We start from the raw sequence: 20,662 nt of genomic DNA on the forward strand, positions 1-20,662 counted from the left end.
CTATGTCCGTTCACGACACCCTTGCCCGCCTCGGCATCGCACTGCCGACCGCTGGCGCACCGGCCGCCGCCTACGTCATGGCCGCGCAAACCGGCAACACCGTGTTCCTTTCGGGCCACATTGCCCGCAAGGATGGCAAACCCTGGGTAGGCAAGCTGGGCAAGGACCTCGGCACCGAAGACGGCAAGGTTGCCGCGCGCGCCATCGCCGTGGACCTGCTGGCCACGCTGAATACCCACCTGAGCGGCGACCTGGACCGCGTCACCCGCATCGTCAAGGTGATGAGCCTGGTCAACTCCACGGAAGACTTCACCGAGCAGCACCTGGTGACCAACGGCGCCTCGGAGTTGCTGGCGGAAGTCTTCGGCGAGGCCGGCAAGCATGCCCGCAGCGCCTTCGGCGTAGCGCAGATCCCGCTGGGCGCCTGCGTCGAGATCGAGATGATCGTCGAAGTGAAGTAAGCCTGCGAGAAGCGAGAAAGCAGAACCAATTGAATGGAAGTCAGGCCAGGGACCGGGGGCTCCCCCCGCCCTGCGCCCAACCAGCTGAAGGCACCCCCCACCCATGCGCATCGACAACCTGCCTTTCGGCACCACTGACTGGTCCGGCATCACCCCGACCCGCCACCCCGGCGACACCGGGGAAGCCCTCTGGCGCACCCGCCAGTTCGGCGACATTCGCGTTCGCATCGTGGAGTATTCTGCCGGGTACCTCGCCGATCATTGGTGCACCAAAGGGCACATCCTTTTTGTGCTGGAAGGCGAGTTGCATACCGAGCTGGAAGACGGCCGGCATTTCGTGCTCCGCGCGGGCACGAGCTACCAGGTCGCCGACCAGGCCGAGCCGCACCGTTCGTCCACCCCGACCGGGGCGCGGCTTTTTATCGTTGACTGAGTCGAGCCAACCCGACTCCACACACACCAAGAGAACATCATGAACTGGGCCATTTCCCGCCGGGCGCAACAGCTGACCAGCTCGGCTATCCGCGAAATCCTGAAAGTGACCGAGCGTCCGGAAGTCATTTCCTTCGCGGGCGGCCTGCCGTCGCCGGCCACCTTCCCGGTAGCGGCCATGGAACAAGCGGTGGCCCGGATCTTCGCCGACAACCCGCAAGCCGCCCTGCAGTACGCCGCCACCGAAGGCTACATGCCGCTGCGCGAATTCATCGCCAAGCGCCATAACGTGGACGTGGAGCGCGTGCTGATCACCACCGGCTCGCAGCAGGCGCTGGACCTGATCGCCAAGGTGATGATCGACCCGGGCAGCCCGGTGCTGGTGGAAACGCCCAGCTACCTCGGCGCGCTGCAAGCCTTCTCGCTGTTCGAGCCTGAGTTCGTCTCGGTGCCGGGCGACGACAAGAGCCTGCTGCCGGAATCGCTCACGCCCGAGCTTACCGCTGGCGCGCGCTTCCTCTACGCCCTGCCCAACTTCCAGAACCCCACCGGGCGGCGCATGCCGCTGGAGCGCCGCCAGGCCCTGGTGGCGCGCGCCCGCGAGCTCGGCGTGCTGCTGGTCGAGGACGATCCCTACGGCGAACTGAGCTATCGCGGCGACCAGTTGCCGAGCCTGCTGTCGATGAACCCCGACGGCGTGATCTACATGGGCTCGTTCTCCAAGATCCTGGCCCCCGGCCTGCGCCTGGGCTTTGTGATCGCCCCGCCCGAGCTGCACTTCAAGCTGTGCCAGGCCAAGCAGGCATCGGACCTGCATACGCCCAGCTTCACCCAGCGCCTTGCCTATGAAGTGGTGCGCGATGGCCTGCTGGACTCGCATATCCCAACCATCCGCACGCTCTACGCGGCACAGTGCCAGGCCATGCTGGATTCGCTCGCGCGCCACATGCCGGAAGGCGTGACCTGGAACGCGCCGGAAGGCGGCATGTTCATCTGGATGGAGCTGCCCGAGGGCCTGGACAGCATGGAGATCCTGCAAGAAGCGGTCAACCGCAATGTGGCCTATGTGCCGGGCGCGCCGTTCTACGCCAGCAACCCGCGCCGCAATGCGCTGCGCCTGGCCTTTGTCACGGTGGCGCCGGAGCGCATCGAGCAAGGCGTGGCCATCCTCGGCACGCTGTTCCGCGAAGCCATCGCCAAGCACGCGCCGCAAGCCAAGGCTGCCTGAGCGTCGCTTGAGCGACACGCATGGCACGGATACGTCTCCTGGCTGATACCGGGCTGGCGGGCTTCATGGCAAGATAATGGCCATCGCCTGTCAGTCCGGGCCACGAACGCGCAGGCATTGCGCATGCGCGGCCCACGCCTTGAGGAGAAGGTTTTCGTGCTGCGTATCTGGGGTCGACTCTCATCGATCAACGTGCAAAAAGTGGTCTGGTGCGCGCGCGAGCTGCACCTGGACCACGAACGCATCGACATTGGCGTCAGCGAGGGCGACCTCGACACCGAAGCCTATGTCCGGCTCAACCCCGACCGCAGCATCCCGGTGATCGAGGATTTCCGCGGCACCGACGTGGGCGGCGAGCCCTTTGTGCTGTGGGAATCCAACGCCATCGTGCGCTACCTGTGCGCGCACGACGGCGAGGACACCCTGTGGCCCGGCAACGTCAAAGCGCGCGCGCTGGCCGACCGCTGGATGGACTGGCAAACCAACGCCTTCAGCCCGGCCATGGTCGACGCATTCCGCCACCTGGTGCGGCTGCCCGCCGAGCAGCGTGACCCCGACCTGATCGCCCGTTCCCTGGAACGCACCGAGCCGCTCGCGGCCCGGCTCGACGAAGCCCTGGCGCAGCGTGAATTCATCTGCGGCGACCGCTTCACCATGGCCGACATCCCGGTTGCCTGCGCTGCCCACCGCTGGCTGGGCCTGCCGGTCACACACCAGCCCCGCCCGCACCTTGAGCGCTGGGCAGCGGCCATGCGTGCACGGCCTGCCGCCCGCACCATCCTGACGCTGCCGCTGGTCTGAGCCGCCCCCCTTATTTGCCGACTTGCCTGCCGATTTGCCTGCTGATTTACTTGTTGTTGCGCCCGCCCGACACCGCGGCAAGCACCCCCAGCCCGATCAGCGCGCCACCCGTCAGGTAGCGGCCCACGGCCTGCGCGCCCCTGGCGCGCGCGAGCAGGGGCAACAACGCCGCCGCGGCCAGCACATAGCAGCAATCGGTGGTGGCGGCGATCAGGACGAAGGTGCCGCCCAGGGCCACGCTCTGCGGCAGCGCCGCGATGGCGGGATCCATAAACTGCGGCAGGAAGGCGGCGAAGAACAATGTGGTCTTGGGGTTGAACAAGGCCACCACGAAGCCATCGCGAAACACCCGCCGCAGCCCGGCGCTGCCAGCAGCCGGGCCCGCCTGCGCAGCAGCGGACGGTCGCGCGCGCAGCGCCCGCACCCCCAGGTAGACCAGGTAGGCCGCGCCGGTGTACTTCATCACGGCAAAGGCCAGCGACGATACCGCGAACAGCGCCGCCAGCCCCAACGCGGCCGCCAGCACATTGACCAGGTTGCCCAACACCACGGCCGTCACCGAAGCCAGGCCGGCAAGCCGGCCTAGCGACAGCGTGCGCGCAACGATGTAGATCACCGCCGGCCCCGGCGTCACCGCAAGCAACAGGCTGGACAGCAGGAAAGCGGCAAGCACGTGACCGCCGGGAAGGATGTGCAGCATGGCAATGCTCCTCCAGAAACAGGAACGCCACCTTTCATGCCGGGTTGGCCGACTAATCGGCAGCGCCAAGGCGCAAAAGGACGACCGGCACATTCTGCCACCGCGGGCCTGGCCAGCATACATTTGCGTATCGAGTGGTTTGGAGTACTCTGCCAATAAGGCCGCGAGTGCGCCAACCTGCCCCCCAGGCAAACCCTGATCCATGAATCCGGCTCACGATGACGGTGACTGGATTTAGGGCAGCGCGGCAGGAACCCATCCATAAAATCCGAAGTTTGCCGGTCGCGCGGCTGACAGGTTGGCAGGTTGGCAATGCGCGCCCGGACAAAAAAGACGACACGGCAGCCTGGGCCTAATACAAAAGCAACCTGTCGCCCCAACCCGAGGAGGACTCATCGTGTGGACTCAAGTCTATGACCCGCTTGGCAGCCTGGCATTGTCCACGCTGGCAGCGGGGATTCCCGTCGCCGTACTGCTGGCGGCGCTAGCCTTCTTTCACCTGCAGGCCCACCTGGCCGCCGGGCTGGCCTTGGTGGTCGGCGTGGTCATTGCCTCCGCGGTGTTCGGCATGCCCGCCGACATGGCTGGCAAGGCCGCCGGCCTGGGCATCGTATCGGGCCTGTTCCCGATCGGCTGGATCGTGCTGAACATCATCTTCCTGCACCGGCTGACCACCATCAACGGCTCCTTCAAGGTGCTGCAGAACTCGATCTCCGGCATCACCGAAGAYCGTCGCCTGCAACTGCTGCTGGTGGCCTTCAGCTTTGGCGCTTTCTTCGAAGGCGCCGCTGGCTTCGGCACGCCGGTGGCAGTCACCGGCGCCATCCTGATCGGCCTCGGTTTTTCGCCGCTGGCGGCATCCGGCCTGGCGCTGATCGCCAATACCGCGCCGGTGGCCTTCGGCGCGCTGGGCGCGCCGCTGATCGGCCTGTCCGCGGTGACGGGCCTGGACCTGCTGCATCTCTCGGCCATGGTCGGCCGCCAGTTGCCCTTCTTCTCGGTGCTCGTGCCGTTCTGGCTGATCTGGGCCTTTGCCGGCTTCCGCGGCATGCTGGCGATCTGGCCGGCGATCCTGGTGGCTGGCGTCACCTTTGCCGTGCCGCAGTTCCTGGTGTCGAACTACCACGGCCCCTGGCTGGTGGACGTGATTGCCGCGCTGGTGTCGATGGGCTGCCTGACGCTGTTCCTGAAGGTCTGGAAGCCCAAGGAAATCTGGACCTCCACGCGCATCCTCGGCCGCAGGGACGACTCCAAGGTCGACGACCCCGAAGCGGTAGCCGCCGAAGCCCGCGCCAGCGCCGCCTCCGCCGGCATCTCGGTGGTCAAGGCCTGGATGCCCTGGGTGATCCTGACCGTGTTCGTCTTTGTCTGGGGCGTGCCGGAATTCAAGAAGCTGATGGACGGCCTGTGGCAATGGAAATTTCCCATCCCCGGCCTCGACAAAGCCGTGTTCAAGGTGCCGCCGGTGGTGCCGAAGGCCACTGCCGAAGGCGCGGTCTTCACATTCAATGTGTTGTCGATGGCCGGCACCGGCATCCTGGTCTCGGGCATTCTCGGCGGCCTGCTGATGGGCTACTCCGTGCCGCGCCTCGTCAAGGAATATTGGGAGACCATCAAGCTGGTGAAATATTCGCTGCTGACCATCTGCGCGATGTTCGGCGTGGGCTACCTGACCCGTTACTCGGGCCTGGATGCCACGCTGGGTCTGGCCTTTGCCCACACCGGCGTGCTCTACCCGCTGTTCGGCACCATGCTGGGCTGGCTGGGCGTGGCGCTGACCGGGTCCGACACCGCCTCCAACGTGCTCTTTGGCGGCCTGCAGAAAACCACGGCCGAGCAGCTGGGCCTATCGCCGATCCTGATGGCCTCGGCCAACAGCTCGGGCGGCGTGATGGGCAAGATGATCGATGCGCAGTCCATCGTGGTGGCGTCCACCGCCACCAAGTGGTACGGGCACGAAGGCGAGATCCTGCGCTATGTGTTTTTCCACTCGATCGCGCTGGCGATTTTGGTCGGGCTGTTCATTACGCTGCAGGCTTATGTGCATCCGTTCACGCAGATGGTGATTCACTGAGCTGGCGCGCCGCGCGCCCATGAAGAACCGCCGCCCCTTGCAGGCGGCGGTTTTCTTTACGGCGATGGCAATGGCGATGACTACGGCCCTCAGGCCATCAACCGGTAAGCCAGCCGCGCCGCAGCCCGAGCGCCGCAGGTGTCGCGGTCATAGAGCGGATTGAACTCCGCCAGGTCCGCCACGCGCAGCTTGCCGCTGGCGCGCACCAGCGCCACCACCTCCTCCACTACGGGCAGGGGCACGCCATAAGGGGCGGGCGCCGAGACTGCCGGCATCACTGCCGCCGGCAGCACGTCCAGGTCGATCGTGAGGTAGACGTGATCGACCGCATCCATCAGCCCCTGCAACTCGGCAAGCCGCGCGTCCAGGTGCCGTTCCTGCATTCGCACGTCCTCGACGTAGTGCACGCCAAGCGCCTTGGCATGCGCGAACAGCGCGGCGGTATTGCCGAGCCGGCTGACRCCCAGGCAAGCGTATTCGAAACGCTCGCCGCGCTCGTGGCAGGCCCGCGCGATCTGGTCGAAGGGCGTGCCCGAACTGCCTGGACGGCCGGTGCGCAGGTCGAAGTGCGCATCGAGATTGATCACCAGCACGCGGCCGCGGTCGCCACGCGCATCGAGATGCGCGCGCAGCCCCTGCCAGGTGCCCCAGGCGATCTCGTGGCCACCACCGAGCACCAGCGGGAATGCACCCTGCGCCAGTTCGGCCGCGACCGCTGTTGCCAACGCTTGCTGCGCCGTCTCGAGATCGCCATCGTGGCAGACGACGTCGCCCGCATCGTGGAACGCTTCCAGGCCGTGGGCCGGGATGCCGGCCAGCGCGCGGCGGATCTCGCGCGGGCCACCCGCCGCGCCGCCGCGGCCTTGGTTGCGCAGCACGCCGGCGTCGCAGCAAAAGCCCAGCAGCACGGGCGCGCCAGGCACGCGTTCGGCGCCTTGCACGCGCACGACATTGAATAGCCGGCGCGTGTCGCCCAGCTCGCCCGCATCGCTGCGGCCGCGCCACATGCTGCCCGGCGCTGCGGCCATTGGATCCCTTTCGCTCATGACAGGCGGCGGCCCAGGGTTTCCGGCACCATCGCCAGGCCGATCAGCGAGACCAGGCCGCAGCCGATCACGTAGAACGCGGGCGCGTTGGGATTGGCGGTGAGATGGATCAGCTCGGTCGAGAAGAACTGCGCGAAACCACCGAAGATGGCAATCGCCACGCAGTAGGCAATCGACAGGCCGGTGGCGCGCATGCGCTGCGGCAGCACCTCGCTGACCAGCACCATCGACGCGGGCGACGTCATCGACATCGGTACCGAAAGGCAGCCCACCACCAGCAGCAGGCGCGTCAGGCTGGGCTCGGCGTTGATCAGCACGAAAGCGGGATAGATCATCAGCAGCAAGGCCACGCGCGACCACAGCACCACCGGGCGCCGCCCCACCCGGTCGCTCAGCCAGCCCGCGAACGGCGACAGCACGACCTGCACGGCAGCGGCCACGCAAGCGGCCCAGATGCCCAGCGACAGCGGCATGTGCAGCTGGCTAACGGCATAGTTGCTCAGGTAATACACCACGATATAGGTCGACGAAGCCACGCCGATCATCAGCAGGATGCTGGCCACCAGCGCGCGCCCGTGCTCGCGCAACAGCTGCAGCGTGGAACCGCGCTCCGACTCGCCGGCGGCCGGCGCCGTCTCTTCCAGGCGGCGGCGAATCACCAGGCCCACCGGGATCACCAGGATGCCAATCACGAAGGCCAGGCGCCAGCCCCATGCCTCCAGCGCTTGCTGCTCCAGCACATTGCTGAGCAGCAAGCCAACCAGCGCGCCGAACAGCGCCGCCAGGCCCTGGCTGAACGGCTGCCAGCTGGTATAGAAGCCGCGCGAGCGGTCGTCGGCATATTCCAGCAGCAGTGCCGTGGAGGCACCCATCTCCCCGCCGATGGCAAAGCCTTGCACCAGGCGCGCGAGCAGGATCATGATCGGCGCGAGCATGCCGATCTGCGCATACGTCGGCGTCACCACGAAGATCACCGAGCTCAGGCCCATCAGCCAGAGCGTCAGCGCCACTGCCGGCTTGCGCCCGACACGGTCGGCATACATACCGATCAGCAGGCCGCCCAGCGGGCGCATCAGGAAGCCTACGCCGAAGGTGGCGAAGGACAACAGCAACTGCCCGGTGGGATCGGAAACCGGGAAATACAGGCGGCCGATCAGCGTGGCGAAGAAGCTGTAGACCACGAAGTCGTAAAACTCCAGGCCATTGCCGACGGTGATGGCAGCGATGGACTTGAACCTGGACAGCGGCTGGGCCGTGGCGGCATGCTGGGCCGCGATCCCGGGAATGGTGTTGTCAATGGACATGATGTAACTCCGAAGCAAGATAATCCTGGCCGCCCGCAAGCGGGCGGTGAGCGCAACCCAGACAGGGTGTTCTTCGCGCCACTACGGCAGCGCGCCGGGCTGGCGCGCGCTGCCGGTTACCCTGGCATCCGGCTAGGCAGATGCCAGGCAACGCGGACCCTGCCGAGGCGGGGTCCGCGCATGTATCAGTCCGCCGCAAAGGAGGAAGCAGGCGCCTCCTCCTGGCCGCGCGGCCGTCCCCAGCACCACCACGCCACCACCAGCAGCAGCAGCCACACCACGCCCACCAGCAGCGCTGCGCGGGTCTGCGGGAACCAGCCAAGCACGCAGAAGATGAACAGCATGAAGGCGATGGCCGCCAGAGGCGCTACCGGCCAGAACGGCACGGGGAACTTCAGCGCCGCCACTTCGGCGCGGCTCATGCGCCTGCGCAGGGCGACCTGCGACAGCAAGATCATCAGCCACACCCAGACCGTGGCAAAGGTGGCGATGGAARCGATCAGCGTGAACACGTCCTCGGGCATCACGTAGTTGAGCACCACGCCGGCCAGCAGCGCGAAAGCCATCACCACCACCGTCATCCAGGGCACGCCCTTGCGCGATACGCTGGCGAAGATGCGTGGCGCCTGCCGTTGCACCGCCATGCCATACAGCATGCGGCCAGCGCCGAAGATGTCGCTATTGATGGCGGATACCGCGGCGGAGATGACCACGACATTGAGCAACGCGGCGGCCGAGCCAATGCCCAGCCGGCTGAAGATCTGCACAAAGGGGCTGCCCTCGCTGCCGATGCGGTGCCAGGGATAGAGAGACATCAGCACCGCCAGCGTCAGCACATAGAACAGCAGGATGCGCAGGGGCACCGCGTTGATCGCACGCGGAATCACGCGCTGCGGGTCGCGCGCCTCGCCGGCCGTGATGCCGATGATCTCGATGCCGCCAAAGGCGAACATCACCACGGCAAACGAGGCGATCACGCCAGCCATGCCGTTGGGCATGAAGCCGCCGTGGGCCCAGAGGTTGTGGATGCCGGTGGCAACGCCGCCGTCGGCCATGCCGAAGCCGAACAGCATGATGGCAACGCCGCCGCCAATCATCGCGACGATGGCGCCGACCTTCAGCAGCGAAAGCCAGAACTCCAGCTCACCGAACACCTTGACGCTGAGCAGGTTGAGGCCGCCGATCAGGAACACGATGCCGAGCACCCAGATCCAGCGCGGCACGTCCGGGAACCAGAAGCCCATGTAAATGCCGAAGGCAGTCACGTCCGCCAGGCAAACGACGATCATCTCGAAGGCATAGGTCCAGCCGAGCAGGAAGCCCGCCAGCGGTCCCAGGCCGGTGCTGGCGTACTGGCCGAACGAACCCGCCACCGGATTGCGCACCGCCATCTCGCCCAGCGCGCGCATCACCATGTAGACCGCGGCGCCACCGATCACGTAGGCCAGCAGCACCGCCGGTCCCGCGGCCTGGATGGCCGAGGCCGAGCCGTAGAAAAGTCCCGTGCCGATGGCCGATCCGAGCGCCATGAAGCGGATATGACGGGCGCTGAGGCCACGCTGCAGGCCTTGCGACTGCTCTTGCATCTATTTGTCTCCGAATCATTATTCTGTCTTCTGTCCGCCCGAGGCGCGGGCTGCGGCCTGCTGCGTGGCAGGCGTCCCGCCCCCGGGCGTCATGCCCAAGCCTCAGAGGCTGGGCAGCAACCGCGCGGGCAGCAGCGCGTTCAGGGTGCCGGCCGCCAGCAACCGGCTCGCCGTCTCGATATCCGGCGCGAAGAAGCGGTCCTTCTCGTAGTAGGGCACTTCGGCGCGCAGCAGGCTGCGTGCCTGCTCCAGCTTGGGCGAGCTCTTCAGGCCTTCGCGGAAGTCCAGGCCCTGACAGGCGCCCAGCCACTCCACGGCAAGGATGCCGCGCACGTTCTCGGCCATCGCCCACAGGCGCTTGCCGGCATTCGGCGCCATCGACACGTGGTCCTCCTGGTTGGCCGAGGTCGGCAGGCTGTCGACGCTGTGCGGATGGGCCAGTGCCTTGTTGTCGCTGGCCAGCGCGGCGGCAGTGACCTGGGCGATCATGAAGCCAGAGTTGACGCCGCCGTTCGCCACCAGGAAAGGCGGCAGCTGCGACATATGGCGGTCCATCATCAGCGAGATGCGGCGCTCGGACAACGAGCCGATCTCGGCAATGGCCAGCGCCAGGTTGTCGGCGGCCATCGCCACCGGTTCGGCATGGAAGTTGCCACCCGAGATCACGTCGCCTTCGGCGGCAAACACCAAGGGGTTGTCCGAGACCGCGTTGGCCTCCACTTCCAGGACTTCGGCGGCCTGCCGCAATTGCGTCAGGCAAGCGCCCATCACCTGCGGCTGGCAGCGCAGCGAGTAGGGATCCTGCACCTTGTCGCACTGCGCATGCGAACGCGCCAGCTCGCTGGTATCGGTCAGCAGATCGCGATAGGTGGTGGCCGCATCGATCTGGCCGCGCTGGCCGCGCACCGCATGAATGCGCGCGTCGAAAGGCGCGCGCGAGCCGAGCATGGCCTCGACGCTGAGGCTGCCGCAGACCGTGGCCGCGGCAAACAGATCCTCGGCCTCGAACAGGCCGCGCAGCGCGTATGCGGTGGATACCTGGGTGCCGTTGAGCAGGGCCAGGCCTTCCTTGGCGGCCAGGGTCAGCGGCTCCAGGCCGGCGCGGGCCAGCGCCTGGCGCGCCGGCAGCCATTCGCCCTGGTAGCGGGCACGGCTTTCGCCCAGCAGCACCAGCGACATATGCGCCAGCGGCGCCAGGTCGCCGGAGGCGCCCACCGAGCCCTTGAGCGGGATATGCGGATAGACCTCGGCATTGACCAGGGCGATCAGCGCATCGATCACCTTGCGGCGGATGCCGGAAAAGCCGCGCGCCAGGCTATTGATCTTAAGCAGCATGATCAGCCGGACCATGGCGTCGTCGAGCGGTTCGCCCACACCGGCGGCATGCGACAGCACCAGCGAGCGCTGCAGGTTCTCCAGATCCTCGCGGGCGATGCGGGTCTGCGCCAGCAGGCCGAAGCCGGTATTGATGCCGTAGGCGGTCCGGCCTTCGGCAACGATGTTCTCAACACAGGCAACGCTGGCGGCGATGGCCTCGGCGGCCCCGGCATCCAGGCTCACGCGCAGCGGCTGCAGATAGGCCTGGCGCAGCTGCGCCAGGGTCAGTTGACCAGGTTTGAGGTTCAGCGCGTTCACGTTCAGGCTTCCTTCTTGCTGTTGAGCATCGGCAGGTTCAGGCCCTGTTCTCGTGCACAGTCGATGGCGATGTCGTAGCCGGCATCCGCATGGCGCATCACGCCGGTGGCGGGATCGTTGTGCAGCACGCGGGCGATGCGCGCGGCCGCCTCGTCGGTGCCGTCGCACACGATCACCACGCCCGAATGCTGCGAGAAGCCCATGCCCACGCCGCCGCCGTGATGCAGCGAGACCCAGGTCGCGCCGCTGGCGGTATTGAGCAGCGCATTGAGCAGCGGCCAGTCGGACACGGCGTCGGAGCCGTCCTGCATGCTTTCCGTTTCACGGTTGGGGCTGGCGACCGAGCCAGAGTCGAGGTGGTCGCGGCCGATCACCACCGGCGCCGACAACTCGCCACTGCGCACCATCTCGTTGAACGCCAGGCCMAGCTTGKSGCGCAGGCCAAGGCCAACCCAGCAGATGCGCGCCGGCAGGCCCTGGAAGCTGATGCGCTCGCGCGCCATGTCCAGCCAGCGGTGCAGGTGCGCATCGTCGGGGATCAGTTCCTTTACCTTGGCGTCGGTCTTGTAGATGTCCTGCGGATCGCCGGACAGCGCSGCCCAGCGGAACGGGCCGACRCCRCGGCAGAACAGCGGGCGGATGTAGGCCGGCACGAAGCCAGGGAAGTCGAAGGCATTGTCCACGCCCTCCTCCTTGGCCATCTGGCGGATGTTGTTGCCGTAGTCGAACGTGGGCACGCCCATCTTCTGGAAGTCCAGCATGGCCTGCACATGCAACGCCATCGATTGCTTGGCGGCCTTGACCACACGAGCCGGCTCGGTCTGCGCGCGGTCGCGGTACTGGCCCCAGGTCCAGCCCACCGGGAGGTAGCCGTTGAGCGGATCGTGCGCGCTGGTCTGGTCGGTGACCATGTCCGGGCGCACGCCGCGGCGCACCAGTTCGGGCAGCACTTCGGCGGCGTTGGCGCACAGCGCGATGGAAACGGCGCGGCCTTCAGCGGTGTACCTGGCGATGCGTGCCAGCGCGTCATCGAGGTCCGTGGCCTGTTCGTCGACATAGCGGGTGCGCAGGCGGAAATCGATGCTAGTCTGCTGGCACTCGATGTTCAGCGAGCAGGCGCCGGCCAGCGTGGCGGCCAGCGGCTGCGCGCCGCCCATGCCGCCCAGCCCCGCGGTCAGCACCCAGCGGCCCTTGAGGTTGCCGTTGTAGTGCTGGCGCCCGGCTTCCACGAAGGTCTCGTAGGTGCCCTGCACGATGCCCTGGCTGCCGATATAGATCCAGCTGCCGGCGGTCATCTGGCCGTACATGGCCAGGCCCTTGGCGTCGAGCTCGTTGAAGTGTTCCCACGTAGCCCAATGCGGCACCAGGTTGGAATTGGCGATCAGCACGCGCGGCGCGTTGCTATGGGTCTTGAACACGCCAACCGGCTTACCGGACTGCACCAGCAGGGTCTCATCGTCGTTCAGCGTCTTGAGCGTCTCGACGATCTTGTCGTAGCACGCCCAGTTGCGCGCGGCGCGGCCGATGCCACCATACACCACCAGTTCCTTGGGGTTCTCCGCCACTTCCGGGTCGAGGTTGTTCATCAACATGCGCAGCGGCGCTTCGGTCTGCCAGCTCTTGGCGTTCAGTTGGTTGCCGCGCGGGGCGCGGATCTCTACATCGCGAAAGCGGTCGGTGTTGCTCACGGGAACTCCTTGGGTCAATAAGGCCGGCTCGAACCGGTCTGTTCAGCCATGCTAGGTATGTATAGTGTTGTATAGACAAGCTCGGATAAATTGGGGTATTCCCGAAAATAATCCGCAGGCATGGACGAAAAAGTGCGCTTATGGTTGCTTAAATGATGAAGGCGACGGAAAGTGCCCGCCGTTCCGAGCGCGCACTCAAGCACCGCGACATGGACGACCCTCCCGCGGGTACGGGCATCGGCGATGCGCAAGCGCGGTATGATGTTCCTGATCCGCCGCATGCCCATGGCATCGATACGGCCCTTGCAAGCACGCCAGCGACCCGGACGAAGCGGTCGCCGCGGAACACCCCTGGACTCCCATGCTGATGCGTTTCCTGGAACGGCTGATTGACCCGTTCCGCGCCCTCCCCGACACCCAGCCCCCCGGCCAGATCTGGCGCTTCTACGCCTATTTCCTGCGAGAGGTGTGGCCGGTCTTTGCGCTGCTGCTGGGCGTGGGGCTGGCTGGCGCGCTGATCGAAGTCTCGCTGTTCGGCTTTCTCGGCCGCCTGGTCGACCTGGCGCAAGCAACGCCGCCCGCCGATTTCTTCGCGCGCCACCGCGTCGAGCTGATGTGGATGGCGGTGGTGGCGCTGCTGCTGCGTCCGTTCTTCAACGGCCTGCACGACATCCTCGTGCACCAGGTCATCAACCCGAGCCTGGGCAACCTGGTGCGCTGGCAGAACCACCGCTACGTCCTCAAGCAGAGCCTGTCGTTTTTCCAGAACGACTTTGCCGGGCGCATCGCGCAGCGCATCATGCAGACCGGCTTCTCGCTGCGCGATTCAGCGGTGCAGGCCGTGGATGCCATCTGGCATGTGTTGATCTACGCGGCCAGCTCCCTCTACCTGTTCGCGCAAGCCGACTGGCGCCTGATGATTCCCCTCGTGGCGTGGATCGCATGCTACGTGGCCGCCATGCTTTACTTCACGCCACGCGTGAAGGCGCGCTCGGTTGCCGCCACCGGCGCGCGCTCGCGGCTGATGGGGCGCATCGTCGACGGCTATACCAACATCACCACGCTCAAGCTGTTCGCCCACACGCGCCATGAAGAGGACTACGCGCGCGAAGCCATGGCCGACCTGACCGACAAGGCACGCCTGTCCGGGCGCATGGTCAGCGCCATGGATTTCACCGTGACCTCGCTCAATGGCCTGCTGATCGCCGGTACCACGGGACTGGCGCTGTGGCTATGGAGCCAGGGCCACGTCAGCGTCGGCGCGATTGCGCTGTCGAGCGGGCTGGTGATCCGTATCGTCAGCATGTCGGGCTGGATCATGTGGGTGATCAGCGGCATCTTCGAGAACATCGGCCAGGTGCAGGATGGCCTGCAGACCATCGCCGTGCCGCGCACGGTCGGCGATCGCGACAACGCGCAAGCGCTGCGCGTCACGCGCGCAGAGGTGCGCTTCGAAGGCGTGGGCTTTCACTACGGCAAGGGCTCGGGCGTGATCGAGAACATCGACCTGGTGGTGCGCCCGGGCGAGAAGATCGGCCTGGTCGGCCCCTCCGGCGCCGGCAAGTCGACGCTGGTCAACCTGCTGCTGCGGCTGTACGACGTGGAGCAAGGACGCATCCTGATCGACGGCCAGGACATCGCCGGCGTCACGCAGGAAAGCCTGCGCGCGCAGATCGGCATGGTGACGCAGGATACGTCGCTGCTGCACCGCTCGATCCGCGACAACCTGCGCTACGGCCGCCCCGGCGCCAGCGAGGCCGAGCTGCTCTCCGCGGCCGACGACGCCCATGCCGGCGAGTTCATTCCACGCCTGCGCGATGCGCATGGGGCTACGGGACTGGATGCGCAGGTGGGCGAGCGTGGCGTGAAGCTGTCGGGCGGCCAGCGCCAGCGCATTGCCGTGGCACGAGTGCTGCTGAAGAACGCACCGATCCTGATCCTGGACGAAGCCACCTCGGCGCTGGACTCCGAAGTGGAAGCTGCCATCCAGGAGAACCTGGAGACGCTGATGCAGGGCAAGACCGTGATCGCCATCGCGCACCGCCTGTCCACCATCGCGCGCATGGACCGGCTGGTGGTGCTGGAGGATGGGCGGATCGCCGAGAGCGGGACGCATGCGGAGTTGCTGGCGCGTGGGGGGCTTTATGCGCGGTTGTGGGCGCATCAGACTGGGGGGTTTGTGGGGGTGGATTAGGGGGGATTGATGTAGGCGGCGTTGGCTTTTGTGCCCAAGGGCCTGTATGCGTTGTCTGTGGCTTGTTTTTGCGGCGTTGGTTTTTGCACCCAAGGGCCGTACGACATCCCCCTGCGGGGGCTGCCGGTCACTTTTCTTTGCGCGGCAAAGCAAAGTAACCAAAAGAAAGCCGCCCTGCCGGGAGCAGAGCAATAAGGCTATTCGATATCGTTGGTTGCGTCGTACGGCCCGGAGTGTTGGCTGGCGTGTTTTACCGGCTCAAAGGACATCGTACTTGCATGACCTACGGGTTACGTGGTGGGGCCCCTGACCTCGTGCGCGGTGAGCGTTCGGCCATCTGCCGTTCGCGGATCGAAGGGCCGCGACACTGCCTGCATTGGTGGTTTCGTGGTTTTGTCTCTGGCGGCGGGCGCCCGGCCATTTGAGGCCCTGCCGCCGGCGCGAGCGGCACCTTGCTATCAACGCCCCTGGGTTCGTGGTGGGCACCGTGGCCCGTCTGCGAGGGCCGCGCTCGCACCTCACGGCCCTCGTCCTCCGAGACAAAACCACGAAACCAGCCACACCCGAAATGGCGCAGCACTTCGCCCCGCGAACGGCAGATGTGGGAATGGTCACCGCAAGCGAGGTCAGGGGCTGCACGACGTAACCCATGGGTCATGCAGAAATGATGTCCTTGGGGCCGGTAGGATTCGCTAGCCAACACTCCGGGCCGTACGACGCAACCACCGAGGCAAAAACAGCCTTATTGCTCTGCTCCCGGCAGGGTCGGCTTTCTTCTCGTTAGTCTTCTTTGCCGACGCAAAGAAGAGTGACCGGCAGCCCCCGCAGGGGGATGTCGTATGGCACTTGGGTCCAAAAACCAACGCCGCTCAAAGAAGCAGCGAAAGACCGAGCATGGAGGCTCTTGGGCCCAACAGCCAAACACCGCATCCTCCATCCACCATCAGGCTCAAACCAACCCCATCACCCCCGCCCCAGCCCCCAACGCCACCAGCACCAGCGGATGCACCTTCGTCTTCAGCATCAGCCCGATGGTGACCACGGTCACCGCCACGGCGGTCCAGCGGTGATCCACGCTCGCGGCAAGGATCCAGCCAGTGGAAAACAGCAGCCCGATGGTCAGCGTGGCAAGGCCGCGTCGGATCAGGCCGGGCCACCGTGCTTGCGGCGAGCGGCCGGCGAAATACTCGAAGCCGAGCGCGATCACGCTGGATGGCCCGCAGATGCCGATCATGCCGACAATGGCGCCGGCCAGGCCCGCCACCTGCCAGCCGAACAAGGCAACGAACAAGATGTTCGGCCCGGGCGCGGCCTGCGAGATGGCGTACATGGCGGAGAACTGCGCGTCGCTCATCCAGGCGTTCGACTCCACCAGGAAGCGATGCATGTCGGGGATCGTGGTACTGGCCCCGCCGATGGCGAGGAACGACAGCATCAGGAAATGCGTGAGCAGGCTGGAAAGCACGTTCGGTGAACTCATTGCCGCGGCTCCCCGGGTACATGCGGCGCGGGCGGCGTGGACGACGCCTCGATAGCCGCCGCCTGCGCGCGCCGCGCAAGCTGCTCGCTGCGCCACTCCAGCACCAGGCCCATCGGCACCAGCACCGCCATCACCGGCACCAGCGGCCAGCGCAACAGCCCGATGCCGACAAACGCCGCGCCGCCGATCATCAGTCCGCTCACGGTGCGCGGCTGGCTCTGTGCGAGCTTGAAGCCGGTCGACAGCACCAGCCCGGCCGACACCGCTGTCATGCCCGTGAGCATGCGCTGCACCGCCGCCACGTCGCGGTAATGCTCGTACAGCAGCATCAGCGCCAGCACGCCCACCATCGGCACCATCACCAGCCCCGCAAAGGCCGCCAGCGCGCCGCGCAGCCCGGCAAAGCGCAAGCCCAGCATCAGGGCGAGATTGATCACGTTGGGGCCGGGCAGCACCTGCCCGAGGCTGAGCAGCTCGACAAAATCGCGGTCGCCCAGCCAGCGGTTGCGGTCGACCACGGCGCGCCGCACGAAGGGCAGCACGCCGCCAAAGCCAGACAGCCCCATGCGGGCGAATTCGATGAACAGGCGCCGCGGCGTGGGTGGGGGTGCTAGCGCTACCATCGGATCGTCGCCGGCGGGAGAGGGAGTAACTGGCATCGCTTGTAACGGGAGAGGCATGGCCGCCGGGGCGGTCCGGCATGCCGGGAAAGAAAAAGGCCCCGCGCATTGTCGCGCAGGGCCAGTTCGGGTGGACGCGGCTTAGTTGCCGCTCGCCGGCGGCACGATCCGTACCGGCTCGATGCTCGGCTCCTTGAGCTTGAGATCCAGCGCACGGCCCTTGCGGGCGCGCTTGCCCACATATGGCAGCAGCAGCTGGCCGTAGAGCTTCTGCGAGCTCGGCTTGCCGCCGCGCCCGGCACCGGACACCACCAGCCCAGGGGCGCCGACGGCAATCGCCTGCTGCAGCGTCTCCTTGGGTTCCAGCTCCATCAGGATCACGCCGCGGCCACCGGCCGAGAGCGACTTGATTTCGTCGAGCGCAACCAGCAGCATGCGGCCGTTGGCTGACAGACAGGTCACGTGCGTGGCCTCCTCGCCGATCGGCGCGGGCAACAGTGGCGCATCGCCCTCGTCCAGCGTCAGGTAGGCGCGGCCACCCTTCTGCCGGCTGACCATGTCACCGACCTTGGTCTGGAAGCCATTGCCGCCACGCGTGGCAATCAGCAGGCGCTGGTCGACGCTGCCGGCAAAGGTGTGGGCGATCTGGCTGCCAGGCTGCAACTCGATCAGCGTGGTCACGGGCACGCCGTCGCCGCGCCCGCCCGGCAAGCCGGCCACCGGCACCGTGTAGGCGCGGCCATTGGTGCCGAACACCAGCATCACGTCCACGCTGCGGCACTCGAAGGTGCCATAGAGCGCATCGCCCGCCTTGAAGGTGAACTGCTGCGCGTCATGGCCGTGGCCCTGGCGCGTGCGCACCCAGCCCTTCTGGGAGACCACCACGGTGACGGGCTCGTCGACCACGCGCACCTCGGCGTTGGCGCGGCGCTCTTCCTGGATCAGCGTGCGGCGCGGATCCTTGTCTTCCGGGCTGTATTGCTTGGCGTCGGTCTCGATCTCCTTGATGATGCGCCGGCGCATCATGGTCTCGGACTTGAGCAGCACATCCAGCTCGGCCTGCTCGTCGCGCAGGCTCTTCAACTCCTGCTCGATGCGCAGCGCTTCCAGCCTGGCCAGCTGGCGCAGGCGGATTTCCAGGATGTCCTCGGCCTGGCGGTCCGACAGGCCGAAGGCCTGCATCAGCGCCGGCTTGGGCTCATCGCTCTCGCGGATGATGCGGATCACCTCGTCGATATTGAGCAGCACCAGCATCCGGCCTTCGAGGATGTGGATGCGGTCTTCGACCTTGCCCAGGCGATGGCGCGTGCGGCGGGTGACGGTGGCGAAGCGGAAGGCGATCCACTCGCGCAGGATGTCGGCCAGGCCCTTCTGGCGCGGGCGGCCATCGGTGCCGATCATCACCAGGTTGATCGAGGCGCCTGACTCCAGGCTGGTGTGCGCCAGCAGCGTCTGGATGAATTCCTGCTGCTCGATGTTCTTGCTCTTGGGCTCGAACACCAGCCGCACCGGCGCGTTCTTGCCGGATTCGTCGCGCACCGCGTCGAGCACCGCCAGCATGCCTTGCTTGAGCTGCAACTGCTCGGGCGTCAGCGACTTCTTGCCCGCGCGGACCTTCGGGTTGGTGATTTCCTCGATCTCTTCGAGCACCTTCTGCGACGAGGTGCTCGGCGGCAGCTCGGTCACCACCAGTTGCCACTGGCCGCGCGCCATTTCCTCGATGATCCAGCGCGCGCGCACCTTCAGGCTGCCGCGGCCGTTCTCGTAGATCTGCGCAATGTCGGCCGCCGGCGAAATGATCTGGCCGCCGCCCGGATAGTCCGGACCCGGCATCAGCGCCAGCAGCTCGGCCAGCGTGATGTTGGGGTTGCGGATCATCGCCACGGTGGCCGCCGCCACTTCGCGCAGGTTGTGCGGCGGCACTTCGGTGGCCATGCCCACGGCAATGCCCGATGCGCCGTTGAGCAGCACAAAGGGCAGGCGCGCCGGCATCAGCCTGGGCTCTTCCATCGAGCCGTCGTAGTTGGGGATGAAGTCCACCGTGCCCTGGTCGATCTCGTCGAGCAGCAGGCGCGCGATCGGCGTGAGCCGGGCTTCGGTGTAGCGCATGGCCGCTGCGCCGTCACCGTCGCGCGAGCCGAAGTTGCCCTGGCCGTCGATCAGCGGGTAGCGCAGCGAGAAGTCCTGSGCCAGGCGCACCAGSGCGTCRTAGRYSGACTGGTCGCCGTGCGGGTGGAAKTTACCCAKCACMTCGCCSACCACGCGCGCCGATTTGACCGGCTTGGCGTCGGAGCGCAGCCCCATCTCGTGCATGGCGTACAGGATGCGGCGCTGCACCGGCTTCTGGCCATCGGCCACTTCCGGCAGCGCGCGGCCTTTGACCACGCTGATGGCGTAGTCGAGATAGGCGCGCTCGGCATAGTGCGCCAGGGTCAGCGAGTCCGCTCCGTTGTCGGGCGAACCTGGGTCAAGCGGAATGTCTTGTTGTTCCATGGATTGGCAAGAAGACGGCGCACCGCATCGTTGGCCGGTGCGCCGGTTGCATGTTGTTCGTTATGCGGTTCGTCGTAGGGTTCGGAATGGGATCAGGGCATGTTGCGGCGGCCGCCGATCACCATCTTGACGCGATTGACGCCCGCCCCGCCCAACCCCGCGGGCGCGCCGCCCGGACGGTAGAAGCGATAGAACTGCAGCACCGTGCTGACATATTGCTGGGTCTCGGGGAAAGGCGGAATCTTGTTGTTATAGCGCTGCACCGCGCCCTCGCCCGCGTTGTACGCGGCCAGCACCAGCTCGAGGTCGTTGGGGAACAGCTCCATCAGCCAGCGCAGGTAGCGCACGCCGGCCGAGATATTGGTGCGCGGGTCGGCCAGTTTCTGCTCGACCGTGCGCCGGGCATCGGCGCTCACGCCAAAGCGCGCGCCGGTGTCGGGAATCACCTGCATCAGCCCGATCGCGCCTTTGGGCGAGACCGCGCCTGCGTTGAAGCCGGACTCTACCGCCATGACTGCCTTGACCAGCGCCGCGTCGACATTCTGCGCCGCCGCGATCTGGCGGATCATGGGCTCGACCGTGGCGATATTGGGATGGTTGACGACATAGCGGTAAAGCTTGTGCGTCTCCAGGTCGATCTGGTTGCCGGCACCGGCTCCGGCACGGTACGGCAGCGGGCTCTTGAGCTCGCCGCCGTTCTTCATGAACAGCGTGTAGCGCTCGTCCAGCTTCTCGTCCGAGAAATGCGCCACGCCGTCGTCGTCGATATAGCCATACAGCGCAGCGTGGGCCGCTGGCATGAAACCCAGGCCGGCCAAGCCGGCCAGCAGCATGCCGGCGGCAATCCATTGCCGCGCACGGGTGCTGCCAGGTCTGGTCTTAGCCATCGGGACTCCTTGCGTCATGCGGGTATCGAACGG

16 protein-coding genes are annotated in these 20,662 nt (G+C 66.5%); 6 read left to right on the plus strand and 10 right to left on the minus strand.

Annotated elements, in window-relative coordinates; all coding sequences use genetic code 11:
* Positions 1–2 precede the first annotated feature (2 nt).
* The 4 genes from AC1DQR_RS02385 to AC1DQR_RS02400 all read left to right on the plus strand — a co-directional run bounded on the left by AC1DQR_RS02385 (position 3) and on the right by AC1DQR_RS02400 (position 2,922).
* Positions 3–461, plus strand: a complete 459-nt coding sequence (locus AC1DQR_RS02385) for a RidA family protein (protein ID WP_416049240.1) — start codon at positions 3–5, stop codon at positions 459–461.
* A gap of 103 nt (positions 462–564) precedes the next feature.
* A complete protein-coding gene (locus AC1DQR_RS02390; protein ID WP_416049241.1) occupies positions 565–894 on the plus strand; it encodes a DHCW motif cupin fold protein in 330 nt (109 codons plus the stop codon).
* Between the two features lie 39 nt (positions 895–933).
* Entirely contained in the window at positions 934–2,121 is a 1,188-nt protein-coding gene (locus AC1DQR_RS02395; RefSeq protein WP_416049242.1) for an aminotransferase-like domain-containing protein, read from the plus strand.
* 156 nt (positions 2,122–2,277) lie between these two features.
* Positions 2,278–2,922: a glutathione S-transferase family protein gene (locus AC1DQR_RS02400; protein WP_043352127.1), complete on the plus strand. Its 645-nt coding sequence runs from the start codon at positions 2,278–2,280 to the stop codon at positions 2,920–2,922.
* A gap of 46 nt (positions 2,923–2,968) precedes the next feature.
* On the opposite strand, the gene AC1DQR_RS02405 is transcribed toward AC1DQR_RS02400, so the two are convergent.
* The gene (locus tag AC1DQR_RS02405) at positions 2,969–3,622 is read right to left on the minus strand and encodes a LysE family translocator (protein ID WP_416049243.1); all 654 of its coding nucleotides are present in this window, start codon (positions 3,620–3,622) and stop codon (positions 2,969–2,971) included.
* 397 nt (positions 3,623–4,019) lie between these two features.
* On the opposite strand from AC1DQR_RS02405, the gene AC1DQR_RS02410 reads away from it, so the two are divergent.
* Complete coding sequence (locus AC1DQR_RS02410; protein WP_416049244.1) at positions 4,020–5,696, plus strand: L-lactate permease; 1,677 nt, start codon at positions 4,020–4,022, stop codon at positions 5,694–5,696.
* An 89-nt stretch (positions 5,697–5,785) separates the two neighbouring features.
* Here AC1DQR_RS02410 and hutG read toward each other — a convergent pair whose 3' ends face one another.
* The 5 genes from hutG to hutU all read right to left on the minus strand — a co-directional run bounded on the left by hutG (position 5,786) and on the right by hutU (position 12,955).
* Positions 5,786–6,742: a formimidoylglutamase gene (gene hutG, locus AC1DQR_RS02415; RefSeq protein ID WP_477132457.1), complete on the minus strand. Its 957-nt coding sequence runs from the start codon at positions 6,740–6,742 to the stop codon at positions 5,786–5,788.
* Positions 6,739–8,046 carry an MFS transporter gene (locus tag AC1DQR_RS02420; RefSeq protein WP_416049246.1) on the minus strand — a complete coding sequence of 436 codons (1,308 nt, stop codon included), beginning with the start codon at positions 8,044–8,046 and terminating at the stop codon, positions 6,739–6,741. Before AC1DQR_RS02420 ends, hutG begins: the two co-directional genes overlap by 4 nt.
* A 185-nt stretch (positions 8,047–8,231) precedes the next feature.
* Positions 8,232–9,632 carry an amino acid permease gene (locus AC1DQR_RS02425; protein WP_477132458.1) on the minus strand — a complete coding sequence of 467 codons (1,401 nt, stop codon included), beginning with the start codon at positions 9,630–9,632 and terminating at the stop codon, positions 8,232–8,234.
* Positions 9,633–9,734: 102 nt separating this feature from the next.
* Positions 9,735–11,267: a histidine ammonia-lyase gene (hutH, locus tag AC1DQR_RS02430; protein ID WP_477132459.1), complete on the minus strand. Its 1,533-nt coding sequence runs from the start codon at positions 11,265–11,267 to the stop codon at positions 9,735–9,737.
* Positions 11,268–11,269: 2 nt separating this feature from the next.
* Positions 11,270–12,955, minus strand: coding sequence for a urocanate hydratase (gene hutU, locus AC1DQR_RS02435; RefSeq protein ID WP_477132460.1), 1,686 nt, complete (start codon positions 12,953–12,955; stop codon positions 11,270–11,272).
* 361 nt (positions 12,956–13,316) lie between these two features.
* Here hutU and AC1DQR_RS02440 point away from each other — a divergent pair, with 361 nt between their 5' ends.
* Entirely contained in the window at positions 13,317–15,149 is a 1,833-nt protein-coding gene (locus AC1DQR_RS02440) for an ABC transporter ATP-binding protein (protein ID WP_416049250.1), read from the plus strand.
* 949 nt (positions 15,150–16,098) lie between these two features.
* Here the strand turns inward: AC1DQR_RS02440 and AC1DQR_RS02445 are convergent.
* From AC1DQR_RS02445 to AC1DQR_RS02460, 4 genes are all read right to left on the minus strand, one after another.
* On the minus strand, positions 16,099–16,629 hold the full coding sequence (locus AC1DQR_RS02445; RefSeq protein ID WP_309405605.1) for a chromate transporter: 531 nt from the start codon (positions 16,627–16,629) through the stop codon (positions 16,099–16,101).
* Positions 16,626–17,252, minus strand: coding sequence for a chromate transporter (locus tag AC1DQR_RS02450; RefSeq protein WP_416049251.1), 627 nt, complete (start codon positions 17,250–17,252; stop codon positions 16,626–16,628). Before AC1DQR_RS02450 ends, AC1DQR_RS02445 begins: the two co-directional genes overlap by 4 nt.
* Before the next feature lie 138 nt (positions 17,253–17,390).
* On the minus strand, positions 17,391–19,742 hold the full coding sequence (gene parC, locus AC1DQR_RS02455; protein ID WP_477132461.1) for a DNA topoisomerase IV subunit A: 2,352 nt from the start codon (positions 19,740–19,742) through the stop codon (positions 17,391–17,393).
* A 92-nt stretch (positions 19,743–19,834) separates the two neighbouring features.
* Positions 19,835–20,629 carry a lytic transglycosylase domain-containing protein gene (locus AC1DQR_RS02460; protein WP_477132462.1) on the minus strand — a complete coding sequence of 265 codons (795 nt, stop codon included), beginning with the start codon at positions 20,627–20,629 and terminating at the stop codon, positions 19,835–19,837.
* Positions 20,630–20,662: the final 33 nt, after the last annotated feature.

The organism is Cupriavidus sp. 05L411, assembly GCF_056398045.1.